This window comes from Ruminococcus turbiniformis (assembly GCF_020687545.1).
Taxonomy (GTDB): Bacteria; Bacillota; Clostridia; order Lachnospirales; family Lachnospiraceae; genus Mediterraneibacter; species Mediterraneibacter turbiniformis.
This window is the reverse complement of record NZ_JAJEQX010000016.1, coordinates 66,708-81,026: the sequence shown is the minus strand read 5'-3', so window position 1 is coordinate 81,026 and position 14,319 is coordinate 66,708. Positions and strand designations below refer to the sequence as shown.

Here is a 14,319-nt window from a genome sequence, read left to right as displayed (position 1 = left end):
GTGCATCTTTCGATAACTGGTGATCTGAGGCTGCTTTCGCCACCTTAGCAACCGTATTCCTGGATACGCACAAGGTACTGGCAATGCGCCGTTGGCTATAACCATCCAGCAGCATATGTAAAATTTGTTTTTCTTTGGACATTTGATCGTCCTCCTCTCAAAGTATTACGGATTCATCCGTTAGGATGATTGTATTGCTTCAAGAGGTGGCTCTCAACAGCGGATTGCCCTTATAATTCAGGTGGCTCTATCGTTCGGAATGGATGGCTCTCTGTAACGGATTGAGTGGCTCTGAAGCCACGGAATACTCAATAGAAGAGATTTTGCGAAGCGGCGGAAGGGAGAAAGCGCTGGAACAGGCGGTGATTGACGTTCGGAAAGCGAACGAGGCGTTGATTCAGGGGAGTCCGTCAAAGAAAATCGCGCAGTGGGCGACGTATATATCTCTGCCGTTAAGCGTATTTGAGACTCTTGCATTCGGTACTTCTTTCTCCACGATAATTTCAGGGGTGGGATTTCTGGCGCAGTTAAAGTCTGACCTTTCCGAACAGCAGAGCAAATGGCTGTTTGTTGCAAGGTAAGACGGGAATGCTTGGAATCATAAAGAATGCTGGTGGGGCTCCCGGCTAATAAAGTTTTTGCTGCTGAAGAAGGGGATGCGGAATTTAGTTTTTCATTCAAGCTGCTCCAATTTTGGACCGGATTTTTATTGACATTGATTTTACATCCATCCATAATAAGGAAGGAAGAATTTCTGCTTTGTCATGGAAAAGGCAGGACCAATCCATAAAGGGAAAGAATATAAAAGCAGATAGCACAAAAGGAGAACCGAAAATGAAAAGTTTATTGATCTTAGGCGCCGGCGGCTTCGGCCATATGATTCAGGAGACGGCGTATCTGCTCGGATATGAGACGGCAGTATTTCTCGACGATGCGGTCCGGGAAGAGGGCGTGGTCGGAAAATGCTGTGACTATATGGAGTTTCGTGAAAAATATGATACGGCGGTCGCTGCCCTCGGGGATAATAACATGCGCCTTTACTGGACGGAGAAACTGATGGAAGCGGGATACGACGTACCGGCGATAATTCATCCGTCCGCAGTGGTGAGCCCCAGCGCGGTGATTGGAAACGGAACCTTCGTCATGCAGCGGGCGGTGGTGAATACTCATACCGTGGTTGAGCACGGCGTGCTGATCAACAGCGGGGCAGTGGTGGATCACGATTCCCGCATCGGAAAGGGAGCCCATATCGGTCTTGGAAGCGTGGTGAAGGCAGACTGCACGATTGAGCCGAAACAGAAAGTGGAGGCAGGAGAGGTGATATTCTCCACGAGAAGAAAGATCGACGGCATCGACAACCGGAATCTGGAAGATGCGGTCTATGCCTTTGGATTCGGGAAAAAATGCAGTTATGTAAAGACTTTCGGCGCGGGACATATCAATGAGACGTACGCGGTCTATATGCCGGGCGAGGAGAAGGACGAGCTCTCCTATGTGCTGCAGAGAGTAAACCGGAATGTGTTTAAGGACCCGGCAGGGGTTATGGATAATATTTTCGGAGTGACAGAGTATCTGCGCAATGTAATCCGGAAAGAGGGCGGAGACCCGGATCGGGAGACGCTGTCCTATATCAAGACAAAGAGCGGCAGCACGTATTTTGAGGACAGTGAGGGCGAGCCGTGGCGCTGCTACAATTTTATCCCGGATTCTGTCTGCTATCAGCTGGCGGAGAGCCCGGAACAGTTCTACCAGTCAGGAAGCAGTTTTGGACATTTCCTGAAGCAGTTAAGCGACTACCCGGTAGACAGGCTCAATGAGACGATTCCGGATTTCCACAATACAGTGAAGCGGTTTGAAGCGTTCCAGGTTGCCCTGAAGAGGGATCTGAAGAACCGTGCCGCGACATGCAGGCCGGAGATTCAGTTTGTGCTCGATCGCGAGAAGGACTGTGCGGTGCTTGTGGATCAGCAGGAAGCGGGAACACTTCCTCTTCGTGTTACGCACAATGATACAAAGCTTAATAACATTCTTTTTGACGGAAAGACGGGAAAAGGTCTTTGCATTATTGATCTGGATACAATTATGCCCGGCCTTGCGGCAAATGATTTCGGTGATTCTATCCGCTTCGGGGCTGCCACGGCAGAAGAGGACGAGAGGGATCTGAACAAGATGCATTTTGACATCGGACTCTATGAGGTGTATGTGAAAGGGTACCTTGAGGAGACAAAAGATGTGCTTACCCAAGAGGAGATTGAGAGCCTTCCGTGGGGAGCGCGGCTCATGACGCTGGAGTGCGGCATCCGTTTTCTGGCGGATTATCTCCAGGGAGATACTTATTTCAAGACGGATTATCCGGAGCATAATCTGGTGCGGGCCAGAACACAGTTCCGGCTTGTGGATGAGATGGAGCAGCAGTTTGAGCAGATGAAAGAGATTGTTCGAAAATACGCTTGCATTGACATTTTCTAAGTGATATAATCATACATGGCTTCTTTGGAAAAGGGAAGCCATGATGTGCCGTTGTGGTGGAATTGGCAGACACACCTGACTCAAAATCAGACGGAGAATATCCGTGCCGGTTCAAGTCCGGCCAGCGGCAGTATCAGAAAAAGCCTTTCGACTTTGGTCGGAGGGCTTTTTCTGTGTCCAGGGGAAGGTGCAGAACCTTCAGAATAAGGTGAAATTCTCATTTCTACGTTTACATTCACGACAGTATACATGTATACAATCTGAAAAAACTAAATCTTGCATCTTTTGGAATAAAGTGTTAATCTAATTCTGTATCAGTATCTATCCATAAATAGTTAATAAGGTCAAGGAGGGAAGTATACAAGTGATAAAAAAGAGTAAATTACTGATATGTATGCTTTGCATGTCGATGGTTCTGACTGTATTGCCAGGCATGGAAAGCAATGCGGAGGAAGTATCAGGGGGAGCGGATTCCGCGGCATCAGAACTTCAGGATGAGAACAGTCAGCGTCTTGAAGAAGTTACGGCGATGGATGAAGACGGAAGCATCTACCAGATCGGCGAAACAGACGGAACAGTCGGTGAAGATGCGGAAAGTACGGATGAAAACGGCGGAATTGCGGTGTTTTCTGCGCGTTCCATCAGCCCGCAGGTGGTCAATTTCAACACAAAGGGAAATGCCACGACAAGTTACTATGATGAGACAAACGGGATATCCGGCTATACGAACGGCGCTTACGGCGCGGACGCAGCCTATCTTGGAACAACAGGCGACGGACAGATCCGGTTCATGCTTTCAGGTGTGACCGGTACGGTCAGTGCGAGTGAGGTAGAACTGGTAAATCTCGACACAGTTGTGGATAACGTCAGCTATTACACTGTGTCAGGTGGAGAACTTCTCCATTATATCTCGCAGAATCTGAACAGCGCTCCGGCTTCTGCGCTGAACAACGGGCCGGCGCCGTCCTATTTAAGTGAGGGTGTAAAGTATTACAGCTATGACGGGCATTACTTTTACACGGATTACGCTGTGATGCTTAACGATTACCAGAGCGGATCCAACGGAGCTTCTGCAGTGAATGCGGGAAATCCGTTCCAGAATTATTTCCAGTTCCTCGATATGAGAAGTGCGACCAGCTACAGCGCGGACCAGTTCGAGAGTATTTTAAACACTGCGATGGCAAATGCGTGGGTTGACGCTTCCACATCGAAGCTTACCGGAACAGGTTCAAGCTTTGTGACATATCAGAATACATACGGAGTCAACGCGCTTCTGTCCCTGGGTATCGCAGTCAATGAGAGCGCATGGGGGACAAGCTGGATCTGCGCCACGAAGAACAACCTGTTCGGCCTGAATGCGGTGGACAGTTCACCCGGAGAGAGTGCGGATGTGTTCACAAGTGTGGATGACTGTATCCGTGACTTTATGGCAAACTGGATGGCGGACGGATACTTAAGTTCCAGCGACTGGAGAAATCACGGAGAATATCTGGGAAATAAAGGCGGCGGAATCAATGTAAGCTACGCGTCTGACCCATACTGGGGAGAGAAAGCCGCTGCGGTTGTATGGAACCTGGATGAGGCAGGCGGAAGCCAGGATTATCTGGGAACCAGTGTTTCAGAGCCGGATACGCCGTCAACAGACGTGCCGGAAACAGACACGCCTGCAACGGACGAACCGACAACAGACGTGCCGGAAACAGATACACCTGCAACGGACACGCCGACGACGGATGTACCGGAAACAGACACGCCTGCGACGGACGAACCGACAACAGATGTACCGGAAACAGATACACCTGCAACGGATGAGCCGACAACAGACGTACCGGAAACAGATACGCCGACAACGGACGTACCGGAAACAGATACACCTGCAACGGACGAACCGACAACAGACGAACCGGAAACAGATACACCTGCAACGGATACGCCGACAACAGATGAGCCGACGACAGATGTACCGACTACGGACACGCCTGCGACGGATGAGCCAACGACAGATGTACCGACTACGGACACACCTGCGGCGGATACGTCAACCACAGATACGTCAGCTGCGGATACGACAGTGACAGGTACATCGACAACAGATACGCCGGCAGCCGCATCAGCATCCGGCGACGGCACAGCTGCAGATTCAAATACTGATACAACGGCAAAAGCTCCGAAGACAGGGGACTCTCAGGATGCATATCTCTGGATCATGCTGCTCGGACTTTCTGCTGCGGCAGGAGCGGTTTCTGTTGTAGTGATGAGAAGAAAAACGGTCCGCTGACCGGACAGTAACTGTAAACTTTTATTGGGAATTTTAACTGGATAGAGATGAGAAAGAAACGCCTTCAGAGACAGTGAGGATGCCGGTGCGGTATCCCTGCCCTGGAGGCGTTTCTTTTTAGACCTTTTCAGGCTTTCAGGCCGATTCAGTTTTTTGGATTCATTCGAATTTATATGAGTTTTTCAAGATCGCAGAAGGATGCGATTCTGTCAGCGGCTTCCGGCACATCGCCGAAACCGTATTCCGCGAAGATGAAAGGAATGCCGACTTCAATGCAGGCGTTCGCATCGCCGCGGGTATCACCCACATAGACCGGGGAGGACAGCGCGTTTCGTTCCATGAGTGTGCGGATTGTCTTCCCCTTTGACGTCTGCGTCTCCCCGAAGCAGAGATGATCCTTTATGAAAGGAGCAAGTCCGGTCGTCTTTAACATGACTTCGATGTAACCGTTCTGGCAGTTGCTTACGATGAAAAGCGGATATTTCTTTGAGAGTTTTTCCATCGTCTCTGCAACTCCTTCATATAAAATACCCGGGTGATCTTCCAGATACCGGTTTTCATAATCATAGCAGAGATCCAGAAGGCGGCTGCGCTCTGCCGTGGAAAGATCCGGAAAGAGTGCCTCTCCGATCTCGGTCATTGTCTTGCCGAACAGACCGCTTAAGATCTGTGCGTCGATAGTCAGATCTATATCAGAATTGTCGTGAATCGCTCTGTTCCATGACTCTGCTACCGGGTCGGTAGAATCCCAGAGTGTACCGTCAACGTCAAAGATAATACTGTCCATAATCCATTCTCCTTTTACAATTCCGGAATGTGCCAGCGGGCGCTTCCGGTGATTTGTACTAGCGGCGCTTAAGAAGTCCGGGCTTGCCCGGGACTCTTGCAGCCGCGTTCATAATACCATAAAAATAGCCTTTTAAAAAGGGGATTTTTAGTGTATACTTGATTAATGGTCAGCGCGGGCGGCATGGATAGACAGCAGCCCGCGCGGTGGATGAGCGGCGGACGAAAAGGAGATCTTATGAGAGAAAAAATCGTACTGATAGACGGACACAGTATTTTGAACCGGGCTTTCTACGGGGTTCCGGATCTTACCAATTCAGAAGGACTTCACACAAACGCGGTGTACGGCTTCCTTAATATCATGTTCAAAATTCTCGACGAGGAGAAACCGGAGTATCTGACGGTGACTTTTGACGTGCATGCGCCCACATTCCGGCATAAGATGTTTGCGGATTACAAGGGCACGAGAAAGCCTATGGCGGAGGAGCTACGAGAGCAGGTCCCGGTGATCAAGGAAGTGTTAAAGGCGATGAAGATCGAGATCATCGAGCAGGAGGGCCTGGAGGCGGACGATCTTCTCGGTACGATCTCGCGTACCTGTGAGGAGAAAGGACTTGATGTGGCCATCATCTCCGGAGACCGGGATACGCTCCAGCTTGCCACGGAGCATGTGAAGATCAGGATTCCGAAGACGAAGCAGGGCTCCACGGAAGTGGAAGACTATAATGCGGCGGATGTGGTGGAGAAATACGGTGTCACTCCGATGGAATTTATCGATGTGAAGGCGCTGATGGGCGATACATCCGACAATATCCCGGGCGTGCCGGGCGTGGGAGAGAAGACGGCGACAAAGATTATTCAGCAGTATCAGTCCATTGAGAACGCATATGAGCATGTGGACGAGATCAGGCCGCCGCGGGCCAGCAAGAACTTAAAGGAATACTGGGAGCAGGCGAAAATGAGCAAGGTGCTCGCCACGATTGAGACCCACGCGGATATTCCCTTTGAGCTTGAGAAGGCGCATTTTGAAAATCCGTACACGGAGGAGGCGTATGTCCTTTTCCAGCGGCTGCAGTTCAAAAACATGTTGAGCCGGTTTGATGTGGAGGCAGAGGGAAACGACGTGGAAGCTGCCTTCCGGGAAGTGAAGGGAAGAGACGAGATCGAGCGCGTGTTTGCTGAAGCCCTGAAGGCAGAGCGCGTGGGAGCGGCCTTTTCAGAAGACCAGGGAAATGTGCTGCCTCTTTTTGCGCATCCGTCCGGTTTCGGAAGAATCGCCCTTTCGTGGGGAGCCGATGAGATTGTCTCCATCCCCTGTGACATGGACACGGACTTTGACTATCTGGCGGGAAAACTTTCAGAACTGGCGAGGACGGTGCCCTGTTTTTCCATGTGCGGCCTGAAGGAATATCTTAAGTATCTCCCGGAAGCGAAGCAGGAGAACAGTTTTGACGTGATTGTGGCGGCTTATCTCTTAAATCCGCTCAAGAGCGATTATGATTATACAGATGTGGCGCGGGAACATCTCGGCATTCTCATAGACGAGAAGTTAAGCGATGCGTCAAAGGCGTGCTATGAGGCGTACACCGCCTATGCGGCGGCGCCGGTGCTGGAAGAGAAGTTAAAGAAGAGCGGGATGGATTCGCTTTTCTCTGAGATAGAGATGCCCCTTGTATTTACTCTGTTTGACATGGAGCAGGCAGGGGTGAGAGTGGAGGCTGAAGAGCTGAAACGATACGGCGATCAGCTCGGGGAGCGGATCGTGGATCTGGAGAAGGAGATCTATGAGCTGGCGGGAGAGGAGTTTAACATCAATTCTCCGAAGCAGCTCGGAGTCATCCTTTTTGACAAGCTGCAGATGCCCCACGCGAAAAAGACGAAGACCGGGTACTCTACGGCAGCGGATGTGCTGGAGAAGCTGGCGCCGGATTATCCGATCGTGGAAAAGATTCTGGATTACAGGCAGCTGGCAAAGCTGAAGTCCACTTACGCGGACGGGCTGGCTGTGTTTATCGGAGAAGACAGGCGCATCCACGGAAAGTTCAATCAGACCGTGACGGCTACCGGCCGGCTGAGCAGTACGGAGCCGAACCTGCAGAACATTCCGGTGAGGATGGAGCTTGGACGGCTGATCCGGAAGGTGTTTGTACCGGAGGAAGGATATGTGTTTGTGGATGCGGATTATTCCCAGATTGAGCTCCGCATTCTTGCGCACTGTTCCGGAGATGAGCAGCTGATCCAGGCGTACCGGGAGGCGAGAGACATCCACAGGATGACGGCGTCCCAGGTGTTCCACACGCCGTTTGACGAGGTGACGGATCTGCAGCGGAGAAACGCAAAGGCGGTAAATTTCGGCATTGTGTACGGTATCAGTTCCTTTGGTTTAAGCCAGGACTTGAGCATCACGAGAAAAGAGGCGGCGGAATATATTGAGCACTACTTTGAGACATATCCCGGGGTGAAAAAGTTCCTCGACGATTCGGTGGCTCATGCGAAGGAGAACGGGTATGCGGTCACTCTTTTCGGAAGGCGAAGACCGGTGCCGGAGCTGAAATCAAGCAATTTCATGCAGAGGAATTTCGGCGAGAGGGTTGCCATGAACGCGCCGATTCAGGGGACGGCGGCGGATATTATCAAGATCGCCATGATTGGTGTGAACGAAGAGCTGAAAAAGCGGAACATGAAATCCAGACTGATTCTTCAGGTTCATGATGAACTTCTGATCGAGACGTGGGAGCCGGAAGAGACAGAAGTGCGGGAGATCTTAAAAGACAAGATGGAGAACGCGGCCGATCTTCTCGTTCCCCTGATTGCGGATATACACACGGGAAGAAACTGGTACGAGGCGAAGTAGAACCCGGAAGGAGAGAAAGACATTGAAGGTACTTGGGATTACCGGGGGCGTTGGCTCCGGGAAAAGCGAAGTGCTGAGATATCTGGAAGAAGCGTACGGCGCTTTTGTATGCCAGATGGATGAGACGGCAAAAGAACTGCAGCGAAGCGGGACGGACTGTTTCCGGAAAATCGCGGAAGCGTTCGGTTCCGCGGTGATCGGATCGGACGGGGAACTGGACAGAAGAGAACTGGGAAGAATCGTGTTCTCTGACCCGGCCAGCCTTGAAAAGCTGAACAGCATCGTCCACCCGGAAGTCCTTTTATCTGTGAAGAGCGATATCGCTCAGAAGAGGGCGCAGGGGAGGAGCCTCTATGTGGTGGAGGCGGCGCTTCTGCCGGATGTGGGACATGAGCTGTGCGATGAGCTCTGGTATATTTACACAGAGGAGAGGGTGCGCCGGGAACGTCTGAAAGCGTCCCGGGGATATCCGGATGAGAAGATCACGCAGATGATCGCATCCCAGCCTGCGGAGGAGCGTTTCCGCGTTTCCTGCACGGCGGTGATCGACAACAGCGGTTCGTTTGAAGATACAAAGAGACAGATAGGAGAGAGACTGAAACTATGAGAATGTGCAGCATTGCCAGCGGCAGCAGCGGCAACTGTATCTATGTGGGCAGCGATGACACGCACCTGCTCATCGATACGGGAATCAGCAAGAAAAGGATTGAGGAAGGCCTTAAAAAACTGGAGATCAAAGGCGAGGAGTTAAGCGGGATTCTGATCACCCACGAGCATTCCGACCACATCCAGGGGCTGGGCGTGTTCAGCAGGAAATACGGGATTCCGATCTACGCCACACCGGGGACGATCGAGGGAATCTTAAGTTACTCCGGCCTGGGGAAGATGCCCGAAGGGCTGTTTCACCCGATACATACGGACGAGCCATTTGTTCTGGGGGATGTGACGGTAAAGCCGTTCGCCATCTCACACGACGCCAACGAGCCGTCCGGCTACCGTCTGGAATGCGGGGACAAATCCGCCGCGGTGGCGACCGATCTCGGAAAATATGACGAGTACACGGTGGAGCATTTGAAAGGCCTGGATGCGGTGCTTCTTGAGGCCAACCATGACATTCACATGCTGGAAGTGGGAGGCTATCCGTATTATTTAAAACAGAGGATTCTGGGAGAAAAAGGACATCTCTCAAATGAATTGTCAGGCCGTCTGCTTTGTGATATACTACATGATAATCTGAAGCACATCGTCCTTGGACATTTGAGCAAAGAAAACAATTACGCGAAGCTTGCGTATGAGACAGTGAAGCTGGAAGTCACTCTCGGGGACAATGACTACCGGGGCGAGGATCTGGATATGTTTGTCGCCGGCAGGGATACGGTTTCGGATATTATTACGGTCTGAAAGACAATGTGAGCGAGGAGGAGCTTGAAAAATGAAAAAATGTATTGTCACGGTACTTGGAAAAGATACGGTAGGTATTGTCGCGCGGGTGTGTACATACCTGGCGGAAAACAAGATCAACATTCTGGATATTTCACAGACCATCGTCCAGGGATATTTTAACATGATGGTGATCGCGGATGTGACCGGCCTTGAGAAGGACTTCACGGTGCTCTGCGACGAGATGGAGAAGCTGGGAGAAGAGATCGGCGTAAAGATCCATTGCCAGAGAGAAGATATCTTTGAGAAGATGCACAGACTGTAAAAAGGGCGGTGCCCTGAAAACGGATGCACGCTTTCTTTTCCCTATGCGGGAACGTGCATGAAACAGGAAAACAGGAGAGGAACGACACTATGATCAATATGTACGAAGTATCCGAGACGAATGAGATGATCGAGCATGAGAACCTCGATGTGAGGACGATCACGCTCGGAATCAGCCTTCTGGACTGTATCGATTCGGATCTGGATGAACTGAACCGGAAAATCTATGAGAAAGTGACAGCCACCGCGAAAGATCTTGTGCCGGTGGGACAGGATATCGAGAAGGAGTTCGGGATTCCCATTGTAAATAAGAGGATTTCCGTCACACCGGTCTCCCTGATCGGCGCTGCGGCGTGCAGATGCCCGGAAGACTATGTGACGATTGCAAAGACGCTGGATGCGGCGGCGCAGAAAGTGGGCGTGAACTTTATCGGCGGTTATTCTGCCCTTGTATCCAAGGGAATGACAAAAAGTGACGAGAACCTGATCCGCTCCATTCCGCAGGCCCTCGCGTCCACAGAGCGCATCTGCAGTTCGGTCAATGTGGGCTCGACGAAGACGGGCATCAATATGGATGCAGTCCGTCTCTGCGGCGAGATGGTAAAGGCCACGGCCGAGGCGACCGCTGAGAGGGATTCCTTAGGCTGCGCGAAACTTGTGATTTTCTGCAATGCGCCGGATGACAACCCGTTCATGGCGGGTGCGTTCCTGGGCGTGACCGAGGCGGACGCGGTGATCAATGTAGGCGTCAGCGGCCCGGGCGTTGTGAAAAAAGCCCTGGAAAAAGTGCGCGGCAAAGGATTTGAGGAGCTCTGCGAGACGATCAAGAAGACTGCCTTCAAGGTGACGAGAGTCGGTCAGCTTGTGGCCGGAGAGGCGTCCGAGCGGCTTGGAATTCCGTTCGGCATCGTGGATCTCTCCCTTGCTCCTACTCCGGCAGTGGGCGACAGCGTGGCTGAGATTCTCGAGGAGATCGGTCTTGAGAGAGTGGGAGCGCCCGGTACAACGGCGGCTCTTGCGATGCTGAACGACCAGGTGAAAAAAGGCGGCGTTATGGCGTCCTCCTATGTGGGAGGCTTAAGCGGCGCGTTTATCCCGGTGAGTGAGGATCAGGGGATGATCGATGCGGTTCATGCGGGATCGCTCACCCTCGAAAAGCTGGAGGCCATGACGTGTGTCTGCTCCGTGGGACTTGATATGATCGCCATTCCCGGAAAGACGTCCGCCAGCACCATTTCCGGAATCATTGCGGATGAGATGGCCATCGGTATGGTGAATCAGAAGACGACGGCGGTCCGTCTGATCCCGGTGATTGGGAAAGACGTGGGCGATACGGCGCAGTTCGGCGGACTGCTCGGCTACGCGCCCATTATGCCGGTCAATGAGTTCGGCTGTGAGGCGTTTGTCAGCAGGCAGGGAAGGATTCCCGCGCCCATCCACAGCTTTAAGAACTAGGAAAATCCGGCGGAAACGCAGCAGATCTGACGGGAAACACAGCAGACCCGGAAGAACCCGGAAAAAGATCAGAATTTCAGAATTGAGTATATTGAGTATACAGGAGAGGAAGTATGAGCAGAATCGCGATTGTCACGGACAGCAACAGCGGGATTACGCAGGAGAGAGGAAAAGAGCTTGGAATCTATGTGCTTCCCATGCCGTTTTTTATCGACGGGGAGCTTTACCTTGAAGATATCACACTGACTCAGGAACAGTTTTACGAAAGGCTGGGGGCAGACTCGGATATTTCCACATCCCAGCCCTCGCCGGGAAGTGTGATGGAGCTCTGGGAGGATGTTTTAAAAGATTATGATGAGATCGTGTGCATCCCCATGTCCAGCGGGCTGAGCAGCACGTGCGCCACAGCTACGTCCATTGCGGAGGAGTATAAAGGCAGGGTGCATGTGGTGAACAACCAGAGAATTTCCGTTACGCAGGAGCAGTCTGTCTATGACGCCATGCATTTGAGAGACGAGGGGAAATCCGCGGAGGAGATCAAGGAGATCCTTGAAAAGGAAAAATTCCAGTCGAGCATCTATATCACGGTTGACACTCTGAAATATCTGAAGAAAGGCGGAAGAATCACACCGGCGGCAGCAGCCATCGGAACTGTGCTGAACTTAAAGCCTGTTCTGCAGATCCAGGGAGAAAAGCTGGATGCTTTCGCGAAAGTAAGGGGCTGGAAAGCGGCAAAGAAGACGATGTTAAACGCTATTGAGAGTGATCTGAACGGCCGCTTCGCTGACGTGAAGGATCAGATGGTGCTCGGAATGGCCTATACCTGTTCTGCTGAGGATGCAAAAGAGTGGAAGCAGGAGATCATGGACCGGTTCCCGGGATATGATATCGTAGAAGGACCGCTGTCCTTGAGTGTGGCATGCCATATCGGGCCGGGGGCCATGGCAGTGACGTGCATGAAACGGCTTTAAATTAAGATCTGCCGGGAAATGATCCGGCAGAAGAAATCTGTGTATGAACACGCATATGAATCTGCGTATATTGCACATATAAAAAAGAAATCGGAATTTTTAACCTGAAGACGGAAGCCCCCTATGGGGCAGCAGACGTTAAAGTTCCGATTTCTTTGTTTTTTACTGCCGATTTACGGAGAAAACAGCCGGGGAAAAAACATCCAGTGTATGCCGTGCAGGAGTATTCCGTGCAACATGCGTGGTTTGAATCCTCCTGAGCTGAAGCACCCAGTGTAAAAACGGGGATATCACGCAGCAGGCCGTAAAGCAGCACCGGTACTTAGCGCATGTATTTTATGCGCTTATGTACCGCTGTGCTGTGTCCCGAGCGAAAGCGGGCCTGCGAGTGATATCCCCGTTCTTACACGGATTTTCTCCAATCTCTTATCCGATTCCCCCGTAGAAGATTCCCAGCACGTACACGAGCAGTGCCACGCCGCAGAACACATACTTTGTCATGGGCTCGAACCAGCGGCCGAGGGTGCGCTGCCTTCCGAGCTGGACCGCGTTGCGGGCAAAGCCTTTGCCGCACACCCAGAACATAGTGATGCCGGCCAAAAGCGCGCCGAGCGGAATTACATAGATGGAGATACTGTCCATCCACGGACTTAACAGATCTCCTTCCACAAAGATTCCGGCAGCAGCGGTGACAGCTCCCACAAGGATGAGGGCGGATTTTCTTGACCAGCCGAATCTGGACTGAAGCGCTTCCACAGGACTTTCAAGCAGGTTCACAAGCGAGGTGGCTCCCGCGAAGAGCACTGCAAGGAAGAAAATCACCGCGAACAGCTGCCCGAAGGGGATGCTGCGGATTACGGCCGGGATTGTGATGAACAGAAGCCCGGGGCCGGAGTTGGGTTCCATCCCGTAGGCAAACACCGCGGGGATGATGACGAGACCGGCCAGAAGCGCCGCCATTGTGTCAAAGAAGGCGACGTATTTTGCGCTGCTCACCACATCCACATCAGATTTCAGATAACTTCCGTATACAACCGTTCCGCTGCCGGCGACGGACAGGGAGAAAAACGCCTGCCCCATGGCGTAGACCCATGTCTGCGGATTGGCCATTGCGGACCAGTCCGGTTTGAAAAGGTAGGAGTATCCGTCCAAAGCGCCGTCGAGAAACGCAACGCGCACGGCGAGAAGCAGAAACAGCACAAAGAAAGCGGGCATCATGATCCGGTTTACCTTTTCAATGCCCCGGGCAATGCCGAAGGACATGCAGATCAGGACAAGGATCAGTCCGAGCATGTGCCAGGGAATGCTTCCGAAATTCCGGGACAGATCTGTAAATACGGCCACGGGATCGTCATCGCTTACGATACTTCCGGTAATGGAATCCGCAAGGAACTTTAAGATCCATCCGATGATGACACTGTAGCCGATGGCGATTCCGAGAGAACCGATAACCGGGATCAGGCCGATCACTGTGCCGGCTTTTGAACCTCTCATTTCAAATGCTTTTCTGAAGGCGCCCAGAGGCCCTGTATGCATGGCACGCCCGAATGCCATCTCGCCGATCACACCGGTGAAACCGATGAGGACGACGAAGATGAAGTAGGGGATCAGGAAGGCAGCGCCGCCGAACTGGCCGATGCGGTACGGAAACATCCAGATGTTGGCCATGCCCACCGAACTCCCGATACAGGAGACGATAAATCCCCATTTGTTGTTGAATTTATCTTCTTTCATAGTGGTAACTTTTTTCCCGTTGTTCATGAATAAACTCTCTTTCTCTTCTTGATTTTGCATGACAGCAG

At 51.9% G+C, this 14,319-nt stretch carries 12 protein-coding genes and 1 tRNA gene; 10 read left to right on the top strand and 3 right to left on the bottom strand.

Annotated features, from left to right (window positions below):
* On the bottom strand, window positions 1-142 hold a 142-nt coding region (locus LKD70_RS18790; protein WP_227707917.1), incomplete at its 3' end, for a LuxR C-terminal-related transcriptional regulator.
* A 181-nt stretch (window positions 143-323) separates the two neighbouring features.
* Here LKD70_RS18790 and LKD70_RS10140 point away from each other — a divergent pair.
* The 4 genes from LKD70_RS10140 to LKD70_RS10125 all read left to right on the top strand — a co-directional run bounded on the left by LKD70_RS10140 (window position 324) and on the right by LKD70_RS10125 (window position 4,747).
* On the top strand, window positions 324-581 hold the full coding sequence (locus tag LKD70_RS10140) for a hypothetical protein (RefSeq protein WP_227707911.1): 258 nt from the start codon (window positions 324-326) through the stop codon (window positions 579-581).
* A gap of 253 nt (window positions 582-834) precedes the next feature.
* Window positions 835-2,469, top strand: coding sequence for a phosphotransferase (locus LKD70_RS10135; protein WP_227707910.1), 1,635 nt, complete (start codon window positions 835-837; stop codon window positions 2,467-2,469).
* A 47-nt stretch (window positions 2,470-2,516) separates the two neighbouring features.
* A tRNA-Leu gene (locus tag LKD70_RS10130) sits at window positions 2,517-2,599 on the top strand.
* Between the two features lie 234 nt (window positions 2,600-2,833).
* On the top strand, window positions 2,834-4,747 hold the full coding sequence (locus LKD70_RS10125) for an N-acetylglucosaminidase (RefSeq protein ID WP_227707909.1): 1,914 nt from the start codon (window positions 2,834-2,836) through the stop codon (window positions 4,745-4,747).
* A gap of 169 nt (window positions 4,748-4,916) precedes the next feature.
* On the opposite strand, the gene LKD70_RS10120 is transcribed toward LKD70_RS10125, so the two are convergent.
* Window positions 4,917-5,534, bottom strand: coding sequence for an HAD family hydrolase (locus LKD70_RS10120; RefSeq protein ID WP_227707908.1), 618 nt, complete (start codon window positions 5,532-5,534; stop codon window positions 4,917-4,919).
* A 237-nt stretch (window positions 5,535-5,771) separates the two neighbouring features.
* On the opposite strand from LKD70_RS10120, the gene polA reads away from it, so the two are divergent.
* The 6 genes from polA (at window position 5,772) to LKD70_RS10090 (ending at window position 12,517) form a co-directional block, all read left to right on the top strand.
* The gene (gene polA / locus LKD70_RS10115) at window positions 5,772-8,387 is read left to right on the top strand and encodes a DNA polymerase I (protein WP_227707907.1); all 2,616 of its coding nucleotides are present in this window, start codon (window positions 5,772-5,774) and stop codon (window positions 8,385-8,387) included.
* Between the two features lie 22 nt (window positions 8,388-8,409).
* Complete coding sequence (coaE, locus tag LKD70_RS10110) at window positions 8,410-8,994, top strand: dephospho-CoA kinase (protein ID WP_227707906.1); 585 nt, start codon at window positions 8,410-8,412, stop codon at window positions 8,992-8,994.
* Window positions 8,991-9,788 (top strand): MBL fold metallo-hydrolase, encoded by a 798-nt coding sequence (locus LKD70_RS10105; RefSeq protein ID WP_227707905.1) that lies wholly within the window; start codon window positions 8,991-8,993, stop codon window positions 9,786-9,788. The genes coaE and LKD70_RS10105 overlap by 4 nt, the downstream gene beginning before the upstream one ends.
* A 31-nt stretch (window positions 9,789-9,819) precedes the next feature.
* The gene (locus LKD70_RS10100; protein ID WP_227707904.1) at window positions 9,820-10,092 is read left to right on the top strand and encodes an ACT domain-containing protein; all 273 of its coding nucleotides are present in this window, start codon (window positions 9,820-9,822) and stop codon (window positions 10,090-10,092) included.
* Window positions 10,093-10,181: 89 nt separating this feature from the next.
* Window positions 10,182-11,546: a PFL family protein gene (locus LKD70_RS10095; protein WP_227707903.1), complete on the top strand. Its 1,365-nt coding sequence runs from the start codon at window positions 10,182-10,184 to the stop codon at window positions 11,544-11,546.
* Window positions 11,547-11,659: 113 nt separating this feature from the next.
* Window positions 11,660-12,517 carry a DegV family protein gene (locus LKD70_RS10090; protein ID WP_227707902.1) on the top strand — a complete coding sequence of 286 codons (858 nt, stop codon included), beginning with the start codon at window positions 11,660-11,662 and terminating at the stop codon, window positions 12,515-12,517.
* 426 nt (window positions 12,518-12,943) lie between these two features.
* Here the strand turns inward: LKD70_RS10090 and LKD70_RS10085 are convergent, their stop codons facing one another.
* The gene (locus tag LKD70_RS10085; RefSeq protein WP_227707901.1) at window positions 12,944-14,278 is read right to left on the bottom strand and encodes a sodium-dependent transporter; all 1,335 of its coding nucleotides are present in this window, start codon (window positions 14,276-14,278) and stop codon (window positions 12,944-12,946) included.
* Between the last annotated feature and the right edge of the window lie 41 nt (window positions 14,279-14,319).